Below are 24,620 nucleotides of genomic sequence, written 5' to 3'. Positions count from 1 at the left end.
TTTTTTTAACCTGCAGGAAAGACTTCCGATGTTCTGTTCACATTGCGGCGCGCAGATGGCGCCCGACGCCGCCTATTGCTCCGTGTGCGGCAAGGCCGCCGGCACGAGCCCGGTCAACCTGGACAAGCCTTCCGCGCCTGCGCCGCAGACGGATGGCGGCATCCCGGACGGCATTCCGGAAGGAGTAAAGGGCTGGAGCTGGGGCGCCTTCCTGCTCAACTGGATCTGGGCGATCGGCAACCGCAGCTGGATCGGACTGCTGGCGATGGTTCCCTATGTCGGCTGGATCATGGCGTTCTGGCTCGGCTTCAAGGGGCGCGAGATGGCCTGGAAGAACAAGCAGTGGGACAGCCTGGAACACTTCAACCGGGTCCAGCGAAAGTGGTCGCAGTGGGGGATCGGCATCACCATCGCCGCCATCGTCCTGGGCGTGCTGGCCGCCATGCTCGCGCCCGACGTCGACGAGGCCGGCCGCGCGGTCACGGTGCAGCGCGATCAGGACGAAGCGCCGGCGCGCGCGAACGACGCCGGCGTCACCGCGCGCGGCCTCGTCGACAGCAATGCCGACAACCTGCCGGCCTCGCTGTCGACCGTCGCCGGCCTGCTCGACCGCCGTACGAATGCCGACGGCAGCCGCGCCGTCACCCTGGGCGGCAGGGTCCTGTTCAGCGGCGAGGACGCCGGCTGGCAGTTCCCGCTGCGCAGCTTTACGCTCTCGGGCGGCAAGGAGGCGATCCTGATGGCCAGCAGCGGCGGGCGCGGCGCCAGTTGCGAGACCCTGTTCTTCTTCCTGCTGGCCGACGCGGCCGGGCTCGAGCCGACGCCGATGTTCGGCACCTGCGCGGCGCGCGGCAGCTTCGTGCAGCGCGGCGACACGATCGAGCTCGAACTCCCGGACGTCAACGGCGCCTCGACGTTCGTGCTCGAGGATGGCGTCGTGGTCAAGGACGGCCAGGTGGTCAGCCTGACCGGCATGAACGACCCGTCGCGCTGACAGGCTTTTAGCGCAGCGGCGCGAAGAACAGCTGCTCGCCGGCCGGCTTGAACGAGGCGATGCGCGCCTGCCCTTCGGGCGAGGTGATCCACTCGATCAGCTGTTTCGCGCCCTTGTAGTTCACGCCCGCGTGCTTCGCGGGATTGACCGCGATGATGCCGTAGGGGTTGTACATGCGCTTGTCGCCTTCCACCACGATGGCCAGCCCCGTCTTCGCCTTGTAGGCGCCATAGGTCGCGCGGTCGGTCAGCGTGTAGGCGCGCATCTCGGCGGCCATGTTCAGCACTTCTCCCATGCCCAGGCCGGCCGACACGTAGTTGGCGCCCTGCGGCTTGACGGCGGCGCGCTGCCAGTAGCCCTTTTCCATCACGTCGGTGCCCGAGTTGTCGCCGCGCGAGATGAACTTGACGTTCGCGCCGGCGATGCGCTTGAAGGCGTCGACCACGTCCTTCGAACCCTTGATGCGCGCCGGGTCGGATTCCGGGCCGACCACGATGAAGTCGTTGTACATCACGTCGCGCCGGTCCACGCCCCAGCCTTCTTCGACAAACTTGTCTTCCATCGCGCGCGCGTGGACCAGGGTCACGTCGACGTCGCCGTTTTTGGCCAGTTCAAGCGCCTTGCCGGTGCCGACCGAGATCACGTGGACCTTGGTATTCGTTTTGGCTTCGAACACCGGCAGCAGGTGCTTGAGCAGGCCCGAGTTCTCGGTGCTGGTGGTGGTGGACAGCTTGATCACCTCCTGCGCCAGCAGCGAAGGCGAGGCGAAGGTGGCGCACAGCAGGACGGCGAGCAGTGAACGGCGTTGCATGGTCTTTCTCCTTGTTGTAATGGGACGTGGTTCAGCGTACTTCCAATCGCCCCTCGCGCAGCTTGAGCCGCCGCACGCCGGGCAGGTTGATCAGGTCGCGGTCATGGCAGGCCATCACCACGCTGGCCCCCTGCTCGACCAGGGTCGGGATCAGCCCGATCACCTGCTCGCGCGCCGCGCCGTCGAGGTTGGCCGTGGGTTCGTCCAGCAGCAACAGGCGCGGCTGCAGCACACGCGCGCGCGCCAGCGCCACGCGCTGCTTCTCGCCGCCCGACAGGCGCGCAGGATCGTTGTCGCGCAGGTGCAGCACGCCGGCCCAGGCCATCGCCTCGTCGACCAGGCCGCGCACCAGCTGCCGGTCCACGCCGCGCGCCAGCAGGCCGTAGGCGATGTTGTGGCCGACGCTGGTCGAGAACATGATCGGGTGCTGGTGCACGTAGACGATGCCGCGCCGCAGCTGGCGCGGATACGGGTACAGCGGCAGGCGGCTGCCTTCGAATTCGACCGTGCAGGCGTCGCAGCGTTCCAGGCCGCCGAGCATGCGCAGCAGCGTGCTTTTTCCGGTGCCGTTGGCGCCGGTCAGCACGTAGGCGCCGCCCTTCTCGATCTCGAGCCGGGCGACGTCGAACAGCAGGCGCTCTCCGTAGGCCTTGCGCAGGCCGTGCACCGTGAGTAGTGCCGTCATAGCCGGGCCCCGGGGTTGTGCGCCTCGCCCTGCAGCAGCACCAGCACGCCGTTCATCAGCAGCGCCAGCGTCACCAGCACGATGCCCAGCGCGATGCCCTGGGCGAACTCGCCCTTGCTGGTCTCGAGCGCGATCGCGGTGGTGATGGTGCGCGTCTCGCCCTCGATATTCCCGCCCACCATCAGCGCGCAACCGACTTCCGAGATCACGCGCCCGAAGCCGCTGATCACGGCCGCCATCACGCCGTAGCGCGCCTCGTGCAGCACGGTGAACATCACCCGCACGCGCGAAGCGCCGTGGGCGAGCGCGGTCTCGGCGTAGCGCGGGTCGAGCGCCTGCACCGCCGCCAGCGTGAAGGCCAGCAGCACCGGCAGGCCGATGATGCATTGGCCCAGCACGATGCCCGGCTGCGAGAACAGCCATTCGAGCCCGCCCAGTGGCCCGCGCCGCGACAGCATCAGGTAGAGCAGCAGGCCGATCAGGACGGTGGGCAGCGACAGCGCTGCCTGGGCCAGCCAGACCGCGATGCGGCGCCCCGGAAAGCGGTGCATGGCGATCAGGTAGCCGAGCAGCACCGCCGGCGGCGTGGCCAGCATCAGGCCCAGCAGGCTGGTCTTGAGCGAGACCCAGACGATGTGCCACAGGGCCGCGTCGCCGCTGAACAGCAGCGTGAAGGCGTGCGCGGTGGCGTCCAGCAGGGCCATCTAGTTGCGCGGTTCGGGGTCGGCGCGCAGGTCGGGACGGACGTAGGGCGTATCCAGCAGCTGCGGCTCGAACACCAGGCGTTCGTGCCCGGCCAGCAGCAGGAAATGGCGTCCGCTGCAGCGCGCCAGCAGCGACATGCCGACCCGCTCGGCCACCATCTGGCCCATCTGCGTCGTGCCCGAGCGCGACAGCAGGAAGGGAATGCCCATCTGGGCGCCCTTGATCACCATCTCGGACGTGAGCCGGCCGGTGGTATAGAACACCTTGTCGGCGCCGTCGACGCCGTCCAGCCACATCAGGCCGGCGATGGCGTCGACCGCGTTGTGGCGGCCCACGTCCTCGACGAAGTACAGCAAGTCTCCGCCCCCCGTGAACAGCGCGCAGCCGTGCACCGAGCCGGCCTGCTTGTAAACGGATTGCTGGGTGCGGATGGTGTCGACGATGCGGTAGACGCTCGATTGCGCCAGGCGCGCCTGCGCCGGCAGCGCGATCTGGTCCACCTCGTCCATCAGGCCGCCGAACACCGAGCCCTGGCCGCAGCCGGTGGTGACCACCTTCTTCGCGGTGCGCGCCTCGACGTCCTGGATGCCGTGGCGCGTGACCACGGCCACCGCGTCCACCGACCAGTCGACCTGGATCGACACGATGTCTTCCAGCGCGCGCACCAGGCGCTGGTTGCGCAGGTAGCCCAGCACCAGCGCCTCGGGCGCGCCGCCCAGCGTCATCAGGGTGACCAGCTCGCGCCGGTCGACGTAGATCGTCAGCGGCCGTTCGGCGGGGATGGCGATGCCGGAGCGGCGTCCGCGCTCGTCGATGGCCAGCACCTCGTGGGTCAGGACGGCGCGCGCCTCGGACAGCACCGGCCGGCCGGCCGCAGACCCATGGCGCGCATCCCTGCGCATCACGCTGTGCAACCCGTTGCCGCTTGCGTCCTTCCTGGCCAAGACACTGTCTCCTGTTGGTTGTTGGCGGTTTTACAAAAATAGTATAAACCTCCAGGGCCGGCGCACGGCTGAAATCATTTACGTTTATGCAAGTTCGCTTGCGATGCGCCGCGCCAGGCGGTATAACATCTGCCCCGTCGATCCATTCACCGTCATGCAGTCCACCGAATTTCGCCGCATCAGCGACATCCTGCGCCATGGGGCCGCCCGTCGCCCGGACGCCCCGGCCCTCGTCGAGGACGGCCGCACCTGGTCGTATGCGCAGCTGGCCAGCGCCGCCGATGCGTATGCGGCGCTGCTGCGCGATCTCGGCGTGCGCCCCGGCGACCGCGTGCTGCTGGTGGCCGAGAACTGCGTGGCCCAGGTGGCGCTGCTGTTCGCCGCCGCCGCCATCGACGCCTGGAGCGTCATCGCCAACGCCCGCCTGAGCGAGGGCGAACTGGACACCATCCGCGCGCACAGCGGCGCGCGGCGCGTGCTCTACCTCACGGCCAGCTCACCGGACGCCGCCCGCCACGCGGCGCGCGGCGGCGCCCTGCCCTGCGCGGGCGCGGACAGCGTGACTGGCGGCTTGCTGGCCAGCCCGCTCGACACCACCTGCGTGCCCGAGCCGGTGGAAGCGGGCGCCGACCAGGTCGCGGCCCTGATGTACACCACCGGCACCACCGGCCAGCCCAAGGGCGTGATGCTGAGCCACGCCGGCCTGCTGTTCGTGGCCGCGACCTCGAGCCGGCTGCGCGGCTTGAACCCGCAAGACCGCGCCTGGGGCGGCCTGCCGATCTCCCACGTCTATGGCTTGACCTCGGTGCTGCTCGGCACCCTGTACGCGGGCGCTTGCCTGCAGCTGGCGCCGCGTTTCGATGCCCCGGCCCTGCTGGCCGCGATCCGCGCCGGCGAGCTGACCATTGTGCAGGGCGTGCCGGCGATGTATGCCCGCCTGCTGGCGATCGTGGAGGACGCGGCCAGGCCGCTGTCGTCGCGCCTGCGCTTTTGCTACGCCGGCGGCTCGCCGCTCGACCCGGTCCTCAAGCGCGCGGTCGAAGCCATGTTCGGCCTGCCGCTGCACAACGGCTACGGCCTGACCGAGGGCGGTCCGACCGTCAGCCAGACCCGCCTGGACGCCCCGCGCACCGACACGTCGGTCGGCCTGCCGATCCCCGGCGTCGAGGTGCGCATCGTGGCGCGCGATGGTCTCGACGTGGCGCAGGGCGAGGCCGGCGAGCTGTGGATACGCAGTCCGGGACGCATGCGCGGCTACTACCGCGACCCGGCCGCGAGCAGCGCCGCACTGCCTGCGGGCGGCTGGCTGGCGACCGGCGACCTGGCGCGCCAGGATCCCGACGGCGCCCTGTTCCTGCTGGGCCGCACGCGCGAGCTGATCATCCGCTCCGGCTTCAACGTCTATCCGCTGGAAGTCGAGACGGCGCTGAACGCGCATCCGGCGGTCGTGCAATCGGCCGTGGTGGGCCGGCCGCTGCCGGCGGCCGAGGAAGAAGTGGTGGCCTTCGTCGAGGCGCGCGGGGTCGACGAGGCGGCGCTGCAGGCCTGGCTGCGCCCGCGCCTGGCGCCCTACAAGCGCCCGGCGCGCATCGTGTTCATGGACGCGCTGCCGGCGGCGCCGAGCGGCAAGATCCTGAAGAGCCGCCTGCCGTGACACGTCATTCCCGCCACTGGCGGCAATGACTCCCAGCGCAGGCGCGGACCCAAGTTCCTTACCTTCGCCGCTTCTTCCAGTTGTAATCGGGACCGGTGACGTCCACGCCGGGATGCCCGACCACGTCCGGATGCTCCGAGCACATGGTGATGAAGCGCACGCCTTCGCCGGCGCGCTGGCGCGCGCGCAGCGCTTCCATGAACTGCATCGCCGCCACCATCTCGCTGGTATCGAACGATTCGGAATGCGGCTGCGCCCCCTCGTCATCCACGACCGTCCAGTACACCATGTACATGCCTCGTTCCCTTCCATATCGTCCTGGCGCACATTGTCGCCCGAACCGCGGGCCGGCGGCGCGCCAACGGTGCAGTAGCGGTTCATGCCGGACCCGACGGCGGTGCCCGGATGTCACAAGCTTCGGGTAAATAGCTGTAAGTCTTTGAGTTATAAAGGGTAAATAAAGAAATGCCTACAGAAAGTAGGATTTGTCCGAAAAGTCCGAATTGTGTTGGCTACTTCACATAGCCCGTTGCACCGGGCCGTTAGGCTGGGATCTGTGTTCATTACGCAGGTACGGACTTCATGAATATTCACACCGACTCTTCCACGCCGGACCTCGCCCTCTGGGGCGGTCTCGAATGCACGGTCAACCGCGTACGCGACAATTACTTCAGCCAGATGGACCGCAACGGCCACGCCGGGCGCCTGCAGGACATCGAACGCTTCGCTTCCCTCGGCATCCAGGCGATCCGCTATCCGGTGCTGTGGGAACGCACCGCTCCCGACGGCGTCGACAAGGCCGACTGGTCGTGGCCGGACGAACGCCTGCCGGCGCTGCGCCAGCTGGGCGTCACGCCGATCGTGGGCCTGGTCCACCACGGCAGCGGCCCGCGCCACACCAGCCTGATCGATCCCGCCTTCCCCGACCTGCTGGCCGAATACGCCGGCGCGGTGGCGGCGCGCTATCCCTGGGTCGAGTACTACACGCCGGTCAACGAGATCTGCACCACGGCGCGCTTCTCGGGCCTGGCCGGGGTCTGGTATCCGCACGGCGGCGACGAAGCCACCTTCATCCGCGCCCTGCTGGTGCAATGCCGCGCCACCGTGCTGTCGATGCGCGCGATCCGCGCCGTCAATCCGCAGGCCAAACTGGTCCAGACCGACGACCTGTCGAAGACCTACGGCACCCCCGAGATGGAAGAGATCACGAGCTTCTTCAACGAGCGCCGCTGGCTGGCCTGGGACCTGCTGTGCGGGATGATCGACGAGAACCACAAGCTGTGGAGCTACCTGCTCGACTCCGGCGCGGGCGAGGAAGAGCTGCGCTGGTTCCGCGAGAACCCCTGCCCGCCCGACGTGGTCGGCGTGAACTACTACATCACCAGCGAGCGCTGGCTCGACCATCGTCCCGAGCGCTATCCGGCCTCGCACCGCCACGTCTACCGCGGCGTGCCGCACGCCGACATCGAGGCGCCGCGCGCGCTGGCCACGCCGACGCCGGGCATTGCCCCGCTGCTGATGGAGACCTGGGAACGCTATGGGCTGCCGATCGCGATCACCGAAGCCCATATCGACGCCAACCGCGAAGACCAGATGCGCTGGCTGCTCGAGATCTGGAATGCCGCGCTCAAGGCGCGCCAGCAAGGCGCCGACGTGCGCGCGGTCACGGTGTGGGCCCTGCTCGGCTCCTTCGACTGGAACTGCCTGGTGACCGAATGCCGCGGCTACTACGAACCGGGCCCGTTCGACGTGCGCGGCCCGGCGCCGCGGCCGACCGCGGTCGCCACCCTGATGCGCGAGCTGGCCAGCAAGCGGCCGCTATCGAATCCGGTGCTGCAGGGCGAAGGCTGGTGGCGCCGGCCGGGCCGCTTCCTGTGCAAACCCGTCGCGACCCGCACCGCGGTGGCCGACATCGCCGTGCGCAGCCAGTTCAAGTCGAGCCTGGTGCAGCCGATCCTGATCTCGGGCGCCAGCGGCACCTTGGGATCAGCCTTCAAGCGCATTTGCGAAAAGCGCAACCTGGCCTGCCACGTGCTGACGCGCCAGGAGATGGACATCACCGACCCGGCCTCGGTGGAAGCGGCGATCGTGCGCTTCAAGCCGTGGGCGATCGTCAATGCCGGCGGCTACGTGCGGGTCGACGAGGCCGAAGCCGACTTCGACCGCTGCATGCGCGAGAACACGCTGGGCCCGACCGTGCTGGCGCTGGCCTGCATCCGCCATGCGCTGCGCTTCATGACCTTCTCGAGCGACCTGGTGTTCGACGGCGCCAGGGAACAGCCGTATGTCGAGTCCGACCTGGCCAACCCGCTCGGCGTGTACGGCCGCAGCAAGCTGGAGGCCGAGCAGCGCGTGCTGGACGCCGATCCGCAGGCGCTGGTGATCCGCACCAGTTCCTTCTTCGGCCCCTGGGACCAGCACAACTTCGTGACCCAGGCCCTGAACGCGCTCGACGTCGGCCTGCCGTTCCAGGCGGCGCGCGACGTGACGGTGTCGCCGACCTACGTGCCCGACCTGGTCAACGTGTCGCTCGACCTGCTGATCGACCGCGAGCGCGGGATCTGGCACCTGACCAACGGCGAGGCGGTCAGTTGGTTCGAGCTGGCCCGGCGCGCCTGCGCGGCGGCCGGCGTCTCGAGCGAGCGGCTTCAGGAAGTCTCGATCGAGGAGTGCGGCTACGCCGCGCGCCGGCCGGGCTACAGCGCCCTGAGCAGCGAGCGCGGCCTGCTGTTGCCGTCGCTGGACGATGCGCTCAAGCGGTATGTGGAAGCGGTGCAGGAAAGGGCCAATGGCGTCAGCCTTGGCCACGAGCAGGCGGGGGAAGCGGCGCATTACGCGCGCTGAGCGCGCCGGCACGTGGGGCGGCGGTGGTTATTTGGCCTCGGCCGTGAACTGCAGGTGATACAGATTGGCATACATGCCCTTCATCGCCAGCAGTTCGTCATGCGTCCCCTGCTCCACGATGCGCCCGGCCTCCATCACCACGATGCGGTCGGCGCGTTCGATCGTCGACAGGCGGTGCGCGATCACGATCGTGGTGCGGCCGGCCATCAGGGTGTCGAGCGCCGCCTGCACCGCGCGTTCGCTCTCGTTGTCCAGCGCCGACGTGGCCTCGTCGAGGATCAACAGCGGCGCATCCTTGTAGATCGCGCGCGCGATCGCCACCCGCTGGCGCTGGCCGCCTGACAGGCGCGAGCCGTTCTCGCCGATGCGGGTGTCGATGCCGTCGGGCAGGCGCGCCACCACGTCGGTCAGGTGCGCGGCGCGCACCGCCGCCGCCAGGCGCTCGTAGTCGACCTGTTCGGCGCCGTAGGCGATGTTCGCCGCCAGCGTATCGTCGAACAGCACCACGTTCTGGCTCACCATCGCCAGCTGGCCGCGCAGCGAGGCCAGCCTGATGTCGGTGTACGGCACGCCGTCGAGCAGCAGGCGGCCGGCTTCCGGATCGTAGAAGCGCGTGACCAGGTTCACGAAAGTGGACTTGCCGCCGCCCGACACGCCCACCAGCGCCACCGTCTGCCCCGGCTTGACCTCCAGCGAGACGCCATTCATAGCCGGGTTCAGCGCGTTCGGATAGCGGAACACCACGTTTTCCAGCACCAGGTGGCCTTTGGCGCGACCCAGTTCGCGGCTGCCGGTGTCGACCTCGGGTTCCGAATCGATGATCCCGAACACGGTCTCGGCCGCCGCCATCCCGCGCTGCATCGGGCCGTTCACCTCGGCCAGCGATTTCAGGGGCGTGAGCAGCATCAGCATCATGGTCACGAACTGGGTGAATTCGCCCACCGTCATGTCGGCCTGGATCGCCAGCACGATCACCAGCGACAGCGCCAGCGAGGTCGCGATCTGGGTCACCGGGGTGGTGGCGGCGAAGGCCACCGTCATGCGCTGCGAAAAGCCGCGCAGGGCTTCGCTGCGCTTGTGAAAGCGCTGGCGCTCGTACTTCTCGCCCGAGAACACGCGGATCACCTGGTGGCCGCGCGCGGCTTCCTCGACCACGCCGGTCATCTCGGCGGTGACGCGCTGGCTCTCGCGGTTCAGGTTGCGCAGGCGCTTGGTGGTGGTGCGCACGATGACGGCGGTCAGCGGGATCACGATGATGGCGACCAGGGTCAGCTTCCAGTTCAGGTACAGCAGGGTGCCGAGCAGGCCGATCACCACCAGCACGTCGCGCACGCAGGCCACGAACACCGACTGGATCATGTCCACCACCTGGCGCACGTCGTTGACCACGGTGTTGATGATCTTGCCCGTCGATTCGTCCTGGTAGCGCGCCACCGGCAGGCGCAAAACACGTTCAAAAGCAAGTGCGCGCATGTCGTTAAGAACTCGCGACAGCACCCAGTTGTTGAAGTAGGCGGTGCCGAAGGTGCCAATGCCGCGCAGGATGAAGATCGACACCAGGATCGCCGGGATCCACCACAGGCTGAAGTCGATGTTCTCCTTGAAGCCGTCGTCGAGCAGGACCTTGAGCGCCTCGCCCAGCAGCGGCTGGGTGGCGGCCGTGATGGCCATCGACAGCAGCGCCATCCAGGCGCGCGATTGATACGGTTTGACCAGCCCAAGCAGGCGCCGGACGATGAGGTTAGTTTCCACGTTGTTCAACCTTTGCTTCCCTCGCCGGCTGGGCGGCCAGGCAGAATCCCATGAGCAGGAACACCATCAGCGCATAGAACATGCTGCCCTTGAGGGACCAGAAAATGACTTCGGTCAGGCCGAAGCTGAAGTAGCACAGCACCACCAGCATGCCGGCCAGCGCCGGCGCGAATTGCGGCAGGCTGGCGCCCAGCGCGCGGTCCGCGCTGCTGCGGCCCAGCTGGCGCGCGAAGAAAACGAAAGGCGCCGCCAGGATGCCGATCCAGGCCGCCAGCCCGAACACGCCGCCGGTGGCGAGCGCCTGCAGGGCGTCATTATGCAGGTGTTCGAGCGACAGGATCGCCGGATCGAGCGTGCCCTCTTCCACCAGGCGGCGGATCTCGGCGCGCACCGTGTTGCGGTCCAGGCCGAACAGCGGCCGCTCCTCGATCAGGATCGCCGCGCCCTTCCACAATTCGAGCCGGGTGCCGACGTTGGTGAAGACGTTGCCGCCGTCGACCCAGGTCTGGACGTCGTCCACGCCCTGCAGCGCGCGTTCCTGCATGCCGGTGGCCGGCACGAAGAAGGCGGCGCCGACCAGGGCGAAGCTGCCGGCCAGCAGCAGGCGCACCTTGCGGCTCTTCAGCAGCTGGGCATAGCTCAGGAACAGCAGCGCGGCCAGCGCCAGCGCGACCCAGGCGCCGCGGGTGCCGGTCAGCATGCAGGCGGCCAGCCCGGCCAGCGCCCCGATCCCGGCCAGCATCGCCTTGCGGGTATGGTGGCGATAGTCGATCGCCGCCGTCAGCGCCACCAGGCCCAGCACCAGCGCCAGGTCGCCGAAGGTGATCGCGTTCAGGAAGCCGCCGGGGCGCTCGACCTGCAGCACGATGCGCTGCCAGGCGACGAAGGGCAACGCGGCCACGCTGCCGGCCACCACGCCCCACCACAGGGTGGCGGGCGACGGCCGCGCCAGCAGGACCAGGGCCATGCAGCTCAGGCCGAGCAGCATGCGCGAAGGCTTGTCGAGGAAATCGAGGCCGGCTTCGGGCCGGACCAACACGGCCACGATGGCCAGCGCGAACTGAAACCAGAAGGCGGCGACCACCCAGCGGATCTCTTTCCAGTGCGGCGTCAACGCCGCCCAGGCCTTGCGCGGCACGCACAGGGCCGTCAGCAGGAACAGGAGGCTGGAAAATCCGATGCCGGAAGGCGTGGTCAGGCTAAGGAAGGGAAACAGGAACACCTGGAAGCCGATCCAAACCTGCATTGGCTCCCGGGACATCATCGGCTTATTGTTCATTCAGGTTCTTGTGGGATATTCTTGCGGCCTAGGCCTAAAATCGGACAGCAATGCAGCAAACACAGACAATTTCGGTCGTGATCACCACGTACAACCGGCCCGACGCCCTGGAGGCGGTGGTGGAAGCCTGTTTTTTACAGGACGACAAGAATTTCGAAATCATTATCGCCGATGACGGCTCGACTGCCAACACGCGGGACTGCATCGAGCGCCTGGCGGCCGTAGCGCCGGTGCCCGTCAGGCACGTGTGGCAGCCGGACGAAGGCTTTCGCGCCGCCATGGCGCGCAACCGCGGCACCCTGGCGGCAACAGGCGACTATATCATCTTCCTGGACGGCGATTGCGTCCCGCAACGCGACTTCATCCGCCGCCACCGCGCGCTGGCCCAGCCCGGCTTCCTGGTGTCGGGCAGCCGCATCCTCCTGAGCCAGGGACTGACCGAACGTGCGCTGCGCGAGCACATCGACGTCGCCGGCATGAGCGTGGGCGAACGCCTGCGTCACCGCCTCGCCGGCGACATGAACAAGGTGATCCAGACCATGCTGCGCTGGCCCGACCTCGGCCGCGTGCGGCGCAAGTTCAGCTGGCGCCGCATCAAGAGCTGCAACCTGGCGGTGTGGAAATCGGACCTGGTGAAGGTGAACGGCTTCGACGAGAGCTTCACCGGCTGGGGCCACGAGGATTCGGACCTGGTGGTGCGCCTGTTCCACGCCGGCGTGCTGCGCAAGGACGGGGCGCTGGCGACCGAGGTGCTGCACCTGTGGCACCGCGAGGCGCAGCGCGACCAGGAATCGAGCAACCGCAAGGTGGTGCTGGAGCGGGCCGCGAACGGGACCACCCAGGCCACCATCGGGTTGCGCGAGCATGCGCACGAGGCGACGTAGCTGCCCACGTGCGCCGCCCGCGAAGCGTTTACGGCGCCGCGCTGAACCAGGCCTCGCCCATCATCACACCCATGCCCGGCACGGCGCCGACCAGCTGGATGACGTAGTCATTGGCATCAATGACGCCATCGCCGGTATCGAGCACCAGGTAGCGGTCCTGGTTGACGAAGGTGACGATCGTGATGATCGACTGCGCGTTGCCGTTCACCTCGGCATAGCCGCTGGCAAGCGCCGCGAGCAGGGCGGCATCCGAGCCGTCGACCGGGTCGGCCTGCCCACCGCGGGTGGATTGCGCATTGGCCATCACGTGGAACTGGAACTTCTGGGTATCGAAGTTCCCGCTGCCGAAGTCCACGACGTCGATGCCGTTGGCGATCGAGGAATCGCCGGCGGCGAACTTCAAGGTATTCGCCCCCAGAGCCAGGTCGATACGGTCCGCGCCCTTGCCGCCGGTGATGGTGTTGGCGCCATTGCCGGCATAGATGATGTCGTCGCCGTCACCGGTCCGGATCGTGTCATTGCCATCGAAACCCCAGACACCTGCGTTCGACGTGCCGAGGTATTCGAGCGTGTCCTCGCCTGGCGTGCCAAACAGGTAGAAGCGGCCGCTCGCATCGTAGACGAAGTTCGCGCCGCCCGTACCCACGGCCAGGGGGCCTGGCTCGACCCAGGGCTGGGCGCCGATCGTGACGGGCACGTTGGCCGCGATCGCGTCGCTGCCCCCCGTATGATAGGCGCCGTAACCGGCGGTAGCGTCGAACATGGTGAACAGCGAACCGGCCACGGTGCTGGTAACGACCAGGCCATCGGCGGTCGGCATGGTGGTCACGCTCGGCGCCACCACGCCATACGCGCCATCGACAGTGACTTGCGCCACATTGCTGGCATTGCCTGCGACGTCGGTGACCTGGAGCTCGATCAGCGGGTCCGACTTACTCAGGTCCATGTTCACGAGCGTGATCGTGCCGTGGGCGGTGTCCAGCATGATCCTGTCATCGCTGATCCACTCGCCACCATCGATCCGGTATGCGATGCGATCGTCCGCGCCCACGTCGCCCGTGTAGCCGAAGGTCACGTCCGCCCGGTCGCTGTCGACGACGTTCGGCTCGGCGACTGTCGCGCCGCTGACCGACTGGAAGCTCAGCACCGCGGCCTTGGTATCCAGTGTGAACTCGAGCTTGCCTTCAGCGCTGTAATCGCCGTCCTTGTCGAACTGGCGCACCAGCAGGGTATGCTTGCCTTCGCCACCGATGGTATGGGTGGCGACGCCGTTCTGGTCGCTGCCCCAGCCATTCTGCCACGGGCCGCCGTCCACTGCCCACTGCCAGTTGCTGCCCTGAGCCTTGTTCAGCCCACTGATGACGACGAACCCCTTGGAGGTGATGTTATCGACCGCGCTCACGCCCGTATCGCTCGACAGGCGCAGGCCCGGCGCCGGCAGCGGGACATTGAGCACCAGCTCGGCACCGCCCACCTGACTGGTATTGCCGGCGGCGTCGATCGCACGCACCGTGACCGTGGTCATGAGATTGCCGCTCCTATCGGGAACCAGCTTGCCGTGGCTCAGGTCTACGCCGGCGATGCTGACCAGGTTGGCATCGGTATCCACCGTCAAGCCATTTTCATGCCAGAACATGCCATCGGTGCTGTACTGCAGCCGTTCGCCGGCGCCGTACCATGGACCTGCATGCGTGAATTCCACCGTCACCACGTTCTCGTTCGTGACGGTGTCGGTATCGTCTTCGAGCGGGCTGTCGGTGACGGACGCGAAGGCCAGGCTGCCGGCCTCGGGGGCAATCTGGTCGAGCACGATGGCATGGCTGGTCTCATTGCCGGCGTTGCCGGCCGCGTCGGCCACGCGCACCGTCATGACCGGATTGCCGGCAGTGGCCACGCCATTGATGTAGACGCTGCGCCCCTCGACCAGCACGCCGTCTTCCGACCAGTTCTGGCCGCCGTCGAGCGAATACTCGACGTACTCGCCATTGCCGAGCACGCCCGACAGGGTCGCGGAAATCGTGGCCGTTTCCAGGTTGGTCGTCAAAGGATCGTTGCCGCCTTCGACGCTCGCGCTGGCGCCCTGGCGCTGGCTGATGGTCGTGAAGGCGATCGACTGGGCCGGCGCGGAGACGTCCACTTGCGGCGCCGCTCCAAGTTCGATATCGGCCAACGCGCCCAGCGACAGCGCATTGCCGGCGCGGTCGACGATCGTGCCGGTGAACGGATTGAACGGGTCGAGCTTCAGCACCGGCGTGCCGTGGCCCGCCTGCGGCGTGTAGCTGAACACCAGCTCGCTGGTGCCGTTGCCGCGCTGGTATGCCGCGCTGCCGTCATTGGAGAATTGGATGCGGGTGTCTTCGCTGACGTTGATCGGGCCATCGAACGTCACCGTCAGCTCGATGCTCTCGCCGGCGGCAATGGTGCCGTCGTTTGCGGCGAATTGCAGCTTGGTGACCTTGGGCGGCGTCTTGTCGATGCTGACCATGGCTTCGGCATAGCTGACGTTGCCTGCGGCATCCTCGACCACGCTGCGGAACCTGTGCTCGCCCTCGGCCAGGCCATTCACTTCAAACGTCGGCAGGTCGCTCCAGTCCGACAGTTGCTCGTCGAATTGCTGCAAGCGGACCTGGGCGCCGGCTTCCATGTCGAGCGCCTTGAACGAGATGCTGTCCTTGTTCGTGTAGGCCACCGGGTTTTGCGGATCGGCGAAGTCCAGACCTTCGAACACGATCTTGCCGGCGACCGGAGGGGTCAGATCGATGCTTGACTGCAGCTTGGCGATGTCGAAGCCTTCCAACGCCTTCAGCGCCTCGAATTCCCTTGCCGAGACCGTCTCGAGCAGCTTGATCGACGTCGACTTGACGATCAGGTCTGCGATTTCAGGCGCGACCGACGTGTTGCCTTGCACGAGGTTGAAGATCACGGTCTTGCTGTCGATAATCTGCAGATCCACGCCCGGAGACTGCGGGCCCACGAGTTTCAGCTGCGCGATATTGCCTGCCACCGCGACCTTGCCGGCGTAGTCGCTGGCGACGATTTTTTCGATCGTGCCCGCAACCTGCTGGTCCTGGCCCTTGAACGTGACGATATTCTTGCCGAGATCGACCACGACCGGATCGGTGGCTTTGCCGTGCAGCGTGAGCGCGCCGGCCTCGAAGCCAAACTTCATCGTTGGCGCCGGGACCGTGATCGGACCCGGGCGCGGGGTTGGGTAGACCAGCTCCACCGCAGCATCCAGGCCATTCTTGCCCCCCTGGGCCAGTGCGCCGACCACGTCGTTCAGGCTGACTTTGCTTGGCATCACCTCGAGCACTTTGCCCATGCCGCCGCCGCGCAGCAGCGTGTCCAGGGTGGCGGGATTGCCGGCCGCCGCTTTCGTCAGGTCGGACATGGCAAGGAACAGGTTTTCAGGCTCGGCGCGGCCGCGCGGGGACAGGAACAGCGCGCCGATATCGCCCTTGGGAGCGAGCGCGTCGAGCACCGCTGGATTGGCATCCAGGGCGTTGACCATCGGGACCAGGCTCTGGACCACCTGGAGCATCGTGGCCTGAGTGGTATCTTCGTTAATCGCCATCAGCATCGCCTGCGAAGCCGTGACGGCGGCGTAGCCGCTGAACTTCGCATCGAGTGCGTCGGCGATCCTGGTGAACTCCTCGGCCGCGGCCTGGCGCTTGCCGGAGATGGTGATGTCGCTTCCCTGCGCCCCTTTCAGGATGTCCATCGACACATCGGCCAGCGTGGTGCGGCCGCTGTCGACGGCCTCGGCCCAGAATTGCAGGCCAGCCCCATCCGGCGCGCGATTGAATAGTTGCAGGTAGATGTCCGCGACGCGCTCGGAAGTCGTTTTCGTGTCGAAGCGCACGAGGGCTTCTTCGGATTGCGCGAAGTCGCGGGTGATCGCGGTCAGGTCGCCGTTCGCGCGCTCGAGGTGAGCGCTCCAGAATGCCAGGCCGGCCGGATCGGCCGGACGGCCGTAATAGGCCAGGTAAAACGAACTGACCACCGAATCATAATTATTCATGAATATCTTTCAGTATTGACAACAGATGCAACTAGTTTTGAGACGGCTGAAAGTATATCCATGAGGAAACAACATAAGCAAAATTGATGTTCGAATATGCTGGATTGTGGGATTATTCCGACATATATTGTTAGAGCATCTACGCGTCTTTATAGCAAAGCCGCATAGTTGTAAAAAGCAGTACTTGGCAAAGACACCTTGCTTTCTGCTTTATCGCGCCTGGAACGGAGCGGGCGATGAAAGCGGCGGCGTTCGCACGATGGGCGGCGCAAGCGGCGCTCGGCAGTTTCAACACTAAACGGTGACAGCGCAAAAAAAAACCTCGCCCATGGACGAGGTTCGCGCCGCGTGGCTGACATTCAATACTCGACCGCCACGTCCTTCGCCCCCAGCGTCAGCTCGAGCGCCTGCTTGAGCGTATCCGACGGCGCCACCCGCCAGTCGTCGCCCAGCTGGACCACATAAGGAATCCCGTTCGTCTCCAGCCGCAGGCTCACCGGCATCCCGTCCTGCACCCGGTAGGGCTGCAGCACGTCGGCGATCTTCGCCGGGTCGATCGACGTGCTCAGGTCCATCTCGAGCTTGTGCCCGTACTGGATGCGCGACGCCGCGATGTCGAACACCTTCTCGGCCGTGATGCGCAGGCCGCCGTTGAAGCGGTCCTCGGACACCTTGCCGACCACCAGCAGGAACTCGTCTTCCTTGAGGGCGTGCTTGTTGGCCTCGGCCACCTCGCTGTAGATCGTCACCTCGTGCACCGCGGTCTTGTCGTCCAGCGCCACGATCAGGATCTTGCCGCGCTGGGTCATCTGGGTGCGCACACCGGTGATCACGCCGCACATCATGCGCGGGTCGCGCGACGGCTCCAGGTCCTTCAGCTTGGTCTTGGCGAAGCGCCGCACCTCTTGCGCGTACGAGTCGAACATATGGCCCGACAGGTAGTAGCCGAGCGCGATCTTTTCTTCGGACAGCTTCTGGCGGTCGGTCCAGGGCGTGGCCTTGACGTACTCGGGCGGCGCCACGAGGTCGGAATCGTCGCCGCCGAACAGGCTGACCTGGTTGGCCGCCGCCGCCGCCTGGCCGGCCGCTTCCATCGCGAACGCCACCGACGCCAGCAACACGGCGCGGTCGACGCCGAAGGCGTCCATCGCCCCGGCGCGGATCAGGGACTCGATGGTGCGGCGGTTGATCTGCTTGCGGTCGACCCGCTTGCAGAAATCGAACAGGTCCTTGAACTTGCCGCCCTCCTTGCGCGCGGCGATGATGGCTTCGATCGCGCCCTGCCCCGCGCCTTTCACGCCGCCCAGGCCGTAGCGGATATTGGTCACCTGCTTGCCAGTCTTCGACCTCGGCTCGCCTTCCGGCGTGAAGCGGAACTGCGATTCGTTGACGTCCGGCGGCAGGATCACGAGCTTGCAGACTTCTTTTGCGTCCTCGACCAGGATCTTGATCTTCTCGGTGTCTTCCATCGCCAGCGACATGTTGGCTGCCATGAACGCGGCGGTATGGTGCACCTTCAGGTAGGCGGTGTGGTACGACAGCAGCGCATAGGCGGCCGCGTGCGACTTGTTGAAGCCGTAGCCCGCGAACTTTTCCATCAGGTCGAAGATCTCGTCGGCCTTCTCGGTCGACAGGCCGTCCTTGGCCGCGCCGGCGCGGAAGATCTCGCGGTGCTCGGCCATCTCTTCGGCCTTCTTCTTGCCCATCGCGCGGCGCAGCATGTCGGCGCCGCCCAGCGAGTAGCCGCCCACGATCTGCGCCATCTGCATCACCTGCTCCTGGTAGACCATGATGCCGTAGGTCTCGGACAGGATCGACTCGGTGCGCGGGTCGGGATAGTCGAACTTCTCGCCGTGCTTGCGCTTGCAGAAGTCGGGAATCAGGTCCATCGGACCCGGACGGTACAGCGCCACCAGCGCGATGATGTCCTCGAAGCGGTCGGGACGCGCGTCCTTCAGCATGCCCTGCATGCCGCGCGATTCCAGCTGGAAGATCGCGACCGTCTTGGCCTCGGACAGCAGCTTGTACGACGCGCGGTCGTCCAGCGGCAGCGCGGCCAGGTCGAAATCCGCCTCGGCCGGGTCGAGATCCTTGATGTAGTTGACGGCGCGGTCGAGGATCGTGAGCGTGGTCAGGCCCAGGAAGTCGAACTTGACCAGGCCCACGGCCTCCACGTCGTCCTTGTCGTACTGCGACACCACGCCGGCGTCGCCGCCCTGGGTGTACAGCGGACAGAAGTCGGTGAGCTTGCCCGGCGCGATCAGGACGCCCCCGGCGTGCATGCCGATGCCGCGCGTGATGCCCTCGACCTGCTGCGCGAGGTCGAGCAGCTGCTTCACTTCTTCCTCGTTCTCGAGACGCTCCTTGAGCAGCGGCTCTTCTTCGATCGCCTCGGCGATCGAAACTGGTTTACCCGGCTTGAACGGGATCAGCTTGGAGATGCCGTCGCAGAAGTTGTAGCCGAAGTCGAGCACGCGGCCGACGTCGCGGATCGCGCCCTTGGCCGCCATGGTGCCGAAGGTGGCGATCTGCGACACCGCGTCGCGGCCGTACAGGTCCTTCACGTGCTGGATCACCAGTTCGCGCTTTTCCTGGCAGAAGTCGATGTCGAAGTCGGGCATCGAGACGCGCTCGGGATTCAGGAAACGCTCGAACAGCAGGTTGTACTTCAGCGGATCGAGGTCGGTGATCTTGAGGGCGTAGGCGACCAACGAACCCGCGCCCGAGCCGCGGCCCGGGCCGATCGGCACGCCGTTGTTCTTGCCCCACTGGATGAACTCCGCCACGATCAGGAAGTAGCCCGGGAACTTCATCTTGATGATGGTGTTGTTCTCGAACTCCAGGCGCGCCTCGTAGCGCGGCCGTTCCTGCTCGCGCTTGGCCGGGTCGGGATACAGCTGGACCAGGCGCTCCTCGAGGCCTTTTTTCGTTTCCGCGACCAGGAATTCGTCGATCGTCATGCCCGGGGTCGGGAAGTTCGGCAGCTGCGGCTTGCCCAGGGTGAGCGTGACGTTGCAGCGCTTGGCGATTTCGACCGAGTTGGCCAGCGCGCCCGGCAAGTCCTTGAACAATTCAAGCATCTCGTCCTGCGACTTGAAGCACATGTTCTCGTTGAAACGGCGCACGCGCTTGGCGTTGGCCAGCATCTCGCCTTCGGCGATGCAGACGCGCGCCTCATGGGCGATGAACTCGCTCTTGTCCAGGAACTGCACCGGGTGCGTGGCCACCACCGGCAGCCCCAGGCGGCCGGCCAGCGCCACCGAGTGGCGCACCTGCTGTTCCTGGTTCGGCTGGCCGGCGCGCTGGATCTCGATATAGAAGTGGCCCGGGAAGATGCGCGCCCAGCGCTGGGCGTTCGCCTCGGCCTTCGGCAAATCGCCGTTCTCGATCGCCTGGCCGATGTCGCCGAAATGGGCGCCCGACAGCACGATCAGGGCGTTGGCCTGGGGCTCGTCGGGATGCAGGGTCGAGACGGACGTCGCCAGCGCCTCCAGCCACTCGGTGCGAATCTCGGCGCGGCCCTTGTGCTGGTTGGTGAGCCAGGCGCGCGCCAGCAGGTCGCACAGCTGCAGGTAGCCGGTATGGTTCTTGGCCAGGATCAGCAGGCGGTGCGGCTTGTCGCGGTTGTCGTCGTTGGTGATCCAGGCGTCGACCCCGACGATCGGCTTGATGCCCTTGCCGCGCGCGGCCTTGTAGAAACGCACCAGGCAAAAGGTGTTGGCCAGGTCGGTCACGGCCAGCGCCGGCTGGTTGTCCTTGACGGCCGCCTTGACCAGGTCGTCGATGCGGACCAGGCCGTCGACGATGGAGTATTCGGAGTGGACGCGCAGGTGGGTGAAAGTCGGGGAAGTCATCCGGGTATTTTACCGCGACCCGGGGCCGGTCGCGATGCCCGGCCCTCCCCCGCGGCCGGCGGCGTGGCGAATCCGCCAATGCCGCCGGATTTGCCGGATCAGCCGCCCGGGATGCCCAGTTGCGCGGTGCCGACCACCACGATGTCGTCCGTGTCCGGAATGCCGTCATTGAACAGCGCGATCGTGGTCAGCTCGTTGCCCTCGATGGTGCCCGAGCCGTCCAGGTTACGGTACAGCAGCAGAACGCCGGCATCCTCGACGTCGTCCCGGACCAGGATGAGGAGGTGATCGTCCTGCGCGATCGCGCCCACGTTGACCACGCGGCTGATCGCGTTGGCCGACGTGCCCAGGGCCGTGCCGGGACCGAAATGCATGTCGCTGGTGGCGGTGATGGCGACCGCTTCGCTGTCCGCCAGGACGGCGGCGCCAGGCGCCTCCACCCACTCGATCAGGCCACTGCCGTCCTTGTCCAGCAGGAGCGCGGCAGCGCCTTCGAACGAAATCGCGTCGTCCTCGCCCTCGCTGTCGAAGCCGAGGATGATGTCGTGCGCCGCCTCGTCGAAGACGTCGTAGACGATGGTCAGCCGGGCGCCATTGTCCGACACCACGTCGTTGCCGCCGCCGGTGCGGATGCGCGCGTCATGCAGGCCGTCCGAAACGAAAGCCTGGTTCTTGACCTCGTCGTTGGCGAACGTTGCATCGCCATGGACGGTGACCTGGCTCGCCATCTCGAACCCGCGATAGTGGAAGTGGCCGACGACGCCGCCGGCGATCAGGACGTCCTTCCCTGCCAGGACCTTCGGCCCGGTCGTGAAGGCGCCGGTGTCCCAACTCATCTTGTACAGGCCGATGTCGAGGCGGCCGCTGAAGGACAGCACGCTTCCCGCCACCGTGACCGGACTGGTGTAGGCGGTGGCCGCGATGTCGCTGCCGGTCGCGACGTCGTACAGGGCGAAGCCGGCGGGATCCGTGACGTCGCCGATGCCGCCCTCCGACGTCCACATGACGAGGTGGCTGGTGACGCCCTGTAACTGCAGGTTGCTGGAGACATACGTCGAGGTCGGCCGCGGGATGAAGCCGAGCGTGTTGGCGTTGTCGGTCAACATGGCCATCGGCGCCAGCGTGCCGTAGTCGCGGACGATCACGCTGTTGACGTGCTCGCCGTCGCCCCACTGCACCATGTAGTCGTCGTCGCTCGCGCCCGTGCCGGCCTTGAAATGGCCGTCCGCGTCGGAACCGCGCACGACCGCCCACGCGGTGCTGTCGCCCGCGCTCAGGTAGGTCGACTGCACGGTCGACGTGCCGAGCAATGAGCGTTGCACCGTGATCGTATCGCCCGTGCCGAAGGACGAGATCTTGTCCATGGCCTGCGTGCTGCCGCCGTCGACGAACACCGCGCCGGCAGCTATGCCGGCTTCATAGAACACGCGGTCGGCAGCCTCGTCGGCGCCCAGGTCGATCAGGTCGGCGCCCGCGCCGCCATACACCATGTCTGCGCCCGCGCCCGCCGAAATGGTGTCGTTGCCGGCGCCGCCCACCAGGGTGTCGCGGCCGCTCGTGCCGGTGATCGTGTCGTCGCCATCGAAGCCCCATACGATCGGGCCGGACATCGTGTCGCCGTCGTCGGTGCCCAGCGTGTAGGCCAGGCCGAACTGGTCGTCCAGCAGCGCGCCGCCGGTCGTCTTGAAGTGGAGCGTGCCGCTCGCGACAGCGTCCTGGGCGCCGATCGTGAACACGGTCATGCCATTCTGGGTTTGCGTGGCCGCTTTCACGTCGGTCACGTGCTTGCCGTCCACCAGTTGCAGCGTTCCCGCCACATTGGCGCCGGCCATCAAGCCATCGACGGATGGCATCACGGTGAAGGTCGGCGTGACCGCCACGCCTGCCGGGCCGTCGATGAATTGCGTGATCGTGTCGCCGACATTGCCCGCCGCGTCGATCAGGCGCATCTCGATGGTCACATCGTCCTCGGACAGGTCGATGTCGGCCAGGGTGAATACGCCATTGATGCTCGGCTTGTCCAGCACGGCCCACTGTTCGTCGCCCGCGATGCGCCACTGGACGATCGCATCCGCATAGGCGCCGTCCAGGCCGAACGCGATGTCGGCCTTGCCGGCGGTCGTCGTGTTGACGTCCGCCGGGCCGTCGTCGATGCCCTGGAAGCTCAGTTGTCCGAGCGGGGCGCTGGCGTCATACACGATGTCCGTCTCGGCCCTGGCGATGACCTTGCTGCCCTCGACCGCGCGCAGCGCGACCGTGGTGGTCACGTCGGCGGCCGGCGCCGGCGCGACGCGGTATTCGTCCAGCGAACCGGACAGGTTCAGTCCGGCAATCGTGACCGTCCTGGCCTGGGCGTCCACGCCGGTGGCGTCGACGGTGTGCCAGGTTGCGCCGTCGGTGCTGTATTCGAAGTGCTGGCCGGCGGCCAGGTCCTTGCCGGAGTACTTGAACTTGACGTCGGCGTACTTCACATTGGTGACGTTGTCGGCAGGGGCCAGGTCATCCTCCCCCTGGGCCACGCCGGCGAACTGGATCGCCATGGCCTTCACCGGCGGCGTCGCGGGCGCGCTCGGGTACACGACTTCCACCGCCGCCGGCAGGCCGCCCTTGGCCAGCGCGTCCACCACGTCCTGCAGGGTCGCCCTGGCCGGCATCACCTTGAGCACCTTGTCCATGCCGCCGCCGCGCAGCAGCGATTCGAGCGTGACCGGGTCGCCGGCAGCCGCCTTGGCGGTGTCGGACAGGGCCTGGGCCAGCGCGACCGGATCACCCTTGCCGCGCGTGGTGTCGAACAGGGCCAGCAGGGTGGTGTTGACGGCGATCGCCTCGACCACCGCGGGGGTCGTGGTGGCGGTATCGGCGAACGAGACGGCGGCTTTCACCAGCGCGTCGACGTCGGCGGCCGTCGCGTCGGCGGTGACCGCGCGCACCAGGATGCGCGCGGCTTCGACCGCGGCGTAGCCGCTGTATTCGGTGCCGCCCGCTTCGACCTGGGCGGTGAAGGCATCGACCGCCTGCTGGCGCAATGCGGTCAGGGTCGCATCGCTGCCCCGCGCGCCGCGCATGATGGCCACCGACACGTCGGCCAGCGAGGCGTGGCCCTGCTCGACGACGCCCATCCAGTATGCCAGTCCGGCAGCGTCCGGGGCGCGGTTGAAGAGCGCCTGGTAGATCTCGCCGATGCGGCCGGCCAGCGTCTCGTCGCCGAAGCGCACCTGGGCTTCTTCCGAGGTGGCGAAAGCCTGGGTGATGGCGCCGAGTTCGCCGTTGTTGCTGGCGAGCTGCTGGGCCCAGAACTTCAGACCGGCCGGATCGGCGGGACGGCCATAGAAGGCGAGATAGAAGGCATTGACGGTGGAATCGTGGATGCTGGATGTGCTCATGTGTCGTCGCTAAGATGAACCATGGCTAAAGTTGCCATGCAGCATGAGTATGAGGGCGTGGATAAATGCGAACAGGAAACTATCCCAAAATAGTATGAATCTGTCGTCTTTTTCCTACAAGAAATACATTTTGTACAATAATAAGCGGTTGCAGCTTGGTGTTTTCGACAAGCCCGTACACATCGACATGCTATGTATTTCGCCAGGACCATCTTGTTGTGACGACAAGCCGGCTTTCAGGCGGGCAAGGCCGCATCGAGCGCAGTCGCTGCCTCAGGCGAGGCCGAAGGCGCGCAACAGCGGGAGGCGCTCGGCGTCGAAGACCTGGGCCTCGCGCCCCAGCGCCTGCGCCTGCTCGGCATCCGCCAGCGCCTTGCCGTCCTGGACGATGCGCTGGCCCTGGGCGCCAGCACCTGGCCGGCAAAGCCCGCCATGGCCGCAACGCCCCTCATGGCCGAGCGAGCGCGCCAGCAGGAACAGCTGGTCGATCCGGGCCACCTGCACCGCGCCGCCGGTGACGGGCGAAGCCAGGCAAGTGACGTCGTCGGCGTGGCGCGCCAGCGCGCACAGGCGCGCATTGAGCAGCACCGTGCGCGGGCGGGCATGGGCGATCGCGGCGTCGTCCTGGGCCGGGTGCAGCGTGCCGTTGCCGGCCAATACCATGACCGCTTCGACGATGCGAATCAGGTTGATGCCGCGTGGCGACCGCCTCTTCGATCTCTCCCAGCGAGCGCGGCGCCTGATCGGCCAGCGCCTCGAGGATGGGAAATGAAAAACGGCGTTCCCGCCGCTGGCGGGAACGCCGTTTTC

At 66.9% G+C, this 24,620-nt stretch carries 15 protein-coding genes; 4 read left to right on the top strand and 11 right to left on the bottom strand.

The genetic code is table 11. The annotated features are described in order from the left end of the window. Nucleotides 1–28 precede the first annotated feature (28 nt). Nucleotides 29–994 carry a zinc ribbon domain-containing protein gene (locus tag LO55_RS26310; RefSeq protein ID WP_143054501.1) on the top strand — a complete coding sequence of 322 codons (966 nt, stop codon included), beginning with the start codon at nucleotides 29–31 and terminating at the stop codon, nucleotides 992–994. 7 nt (nucleotides 995–1,001) lie between these two features. Here LO55_RS26310 and LO55_RS10990 read toward each other — a convergent pair whose 3' ends face one another. From LO55_RS10990 to LO55_RS10975, 4 genes are read right to left on the bottom strand one after another with little or no spacing between them, the layout of a single operon-like run. Next, entirely contained in the window at nucleotides 1,002–1,805 is an 804-nt protein-coding gene (locus tag LO55_RS10990; RefSeq protein ID WP_071361487.1) for an ABC transporter substrate-binding protein, read from the bottom strand. 31 nt (nucleotides 1,806–1,836) lie between these two features. Beyond that, nucleotides 1,837–2,490 carry an energy-coupling factor ABC transporter ATP-binding protein gene (locus LO55_RS10985; protein WP_005665511.1) on the bottom strand — a complete coding sequence of 218 codons (654 nt, stop codon included), beginning with the start codon at nucleotides 2,488–2,490 and terminating at the stop codon, nucleotides 1,837–1,839. Next, nucleotides 2,487–3,194, bottom strand: coding sequence for an ABC transporter permease (locus LO55_RS10980; RefSeq protein ID WP_071361486.1), 708 nt, complete (start codon nucleotides 3,192–3,194; stop codon nucleotides 2,487–2,489). Before LO55_RS10980 ends, LO55_RS10985 begins: the two co-directional genes overlap by 4 nt. Beyond that, the gene (locus LO55_RS10975) at nucleotides 3,195–4,097 is read right to left on the bottom strand and encodes a formate dehydrogenase accessory sulfurtransferase FdhD (protein ID WP_071361485.1); all 903 of its coding nucleotides are present in this window, start codon (nucleotides 4,095–4,097) and stop codon (nucleotides 3,195–3,197) included. It abuts the gene before it with no gap. 196 nt (nucleotides 4,098–4,293) lie between these two features. On the opposite strand from LO55_RS10975, the gene LO55_RS10970 reads away from it, so the two are divergent. Beyond that, nucleotides 4,294–5,793, top strand: coding sequence for a class I adenylate-forming enzyme family protein (locus LO55_RS10970; protein ID WP_071363762.1), 1,500 nt, complete (start codon nucleotides 4,294–4,296; stop codon nucleotides 5,791–5,793). 58 nt (nucleotides 5,794–5,851) lie between these two features. Here the strand turns inward: LO55_RS10970 and LO55_RS10965 are convergent, their stop codons facing one another. Next, nucleotides 5,852–6,088, bottom strand: a complete 237-nt coding sequence (locus tag LO55_RS10965) for a hypothetical protein (protein WP_040775231.1) — start codon at nucleotides 6,086–6,088, stop codon at nucleotides 5,852–5,854. 287 nt (nucleotides 6,089–6,375) lie between these two features. Here LO55_RS10965 and LO55_RS10960 point away from each other — a divergent pair, with 287 nt between their 5' ends. Then, nucleotides 6,376–8,637: a family 1 glycosylhydrolase gene (locus LO55_RS10960; RefSeq protein ID WP_071361484.1), complete on the top strand. Its 2,262-nt coding sequence runs from the start codon at nucleotides 6,376–6,378 to the stop codon at nucleotides 8,635–8,637. Nucleotides 8,638–8,664: 27 nt separating this feature from the next. On the opposite strand, the gene msbA is transcribed toward LO55_RS10960, so the two are convergent. Together msbA and LO55_RS10950 are read right to left on the bottom strand one after the other, a co-directional pair. Next, nucleotides 8,665–10,389, bottom strand: a complete 1,725-nt coding sequence (msbA, locus tag LO55_RS10955) for a lipid A export permease/ATP-binding protein MsbA (protein ID WP_071363761.1) — start codon at nucleotides 10,387–10,389, stop codon at nucleotides 8,665–8,667. Further along, nucleotides 10,379–11,635: an O-antigen ligase family protein gene (locus LO55_RS10950; RefSeq protein ID WP_229410125.1), complete on the bottom strand. Its 1,257-nt coding sequence runs from the start codon at nucleotides 11,633–11,635 to the stop codon at nucleotides 10,379–10,381. The genes msbA and LO55_RS10950 overlap by 11 nt, the downstream gene beginning before the upstream one ends. Before the next feature lie 83 nt (nucleotides 11,636–11,718). Between LO55_RS10950 and LO55_RS10945 the strand changes: the two genes are divergently transcribed. Beyond that, nucleotides 11,719–12,552 carry a glycosyltransferase family 2 protein gene (locus tag LO55_RS10945; RefSeq protein WP_071361482.1) on the top strand — a complete coding sequence of 278 codons (834 nt, stop codon included), beginning with the start codon at nucleotides 11,719–11,721 and terminating at the stop codon, nucleotides 12,550–12,552. Between the two features lie 28 nt (nucleotides 12,553–12,580). Here the strand turns inward: LO55_RS10945 and LO55_RS10940 are convergent, their stop codons facing one another. From LO55_RS10940 to LO55_RS10925, 4 genes are all read right to left on the bottom strand, one after another. Next, nucleotides 12,581–16,573 carry a DUF4214 domain-containing protein gene (locus LO55_RS10940; RefSeq protein ID WP_071361481.1) on the bottom strand — a complete coding sequence of 1,331 codons (3,993 nt, stop codon included), beginning with the start codon at nucleotides 16,571–16,573 and terminating at the stop codon, nucleotides 12,581–12,583. Nucleotides 16,574–16,932: 359 nt separating this feature from the next. Then, nucleotides 16,933–20,427: a DNA polymerase III subunit alpha gene (dnaE, locus tag LO55_RS10935; RefSeq protein WP_071361480.1), complete on the bottom strand. Its 3,495-nt coding sequence runs from the start codon at nucleotides 20,425–20,427 to the stop codon at nucleotides 16,933–16,935. A gap of 98 nt (nucleotides 20,428–20,525) precedes the next feature. After that, nucleotides 20,526–23,810: a DUF4214 domain-containing protein gene (locus LO55_RS10930; protein ID WP_071361479.1), complete on the bottom strand. Its 3,285-nt coding sequence runs from the start codon at nucleotides 23,808–23,810 to the stop codon at nucleotides 20,526–20,528. Between the two features lie 273 nt (nucleotides 23,811–24,083). Next, nucleotides 24,084–24,473, bottom strand: coding sequence for a hypothetical protein (locus LO55_RS10925; RefSeq protein ID WP_071361478.1), 390 nt, complete (start codon nucleotides 24,471–24,473; stop codon nucleotides 24,084–24,086). Nucleotides 24,474–24,620 lie beyond the last annotated feature (147 nt).

It is taken from the genome of Massilia timonae (assembly GCF_001866515.1).
Classification (GTDB): Bacteria; Pseudomonadota; Gammaproteobacteria; order Burkholderiales; family Burkholderiaceae_D; genus Telluria; species Telluria timonae.
This window is presented reverse-complemented; position numbering and strand designations above follow the sequence as displayed.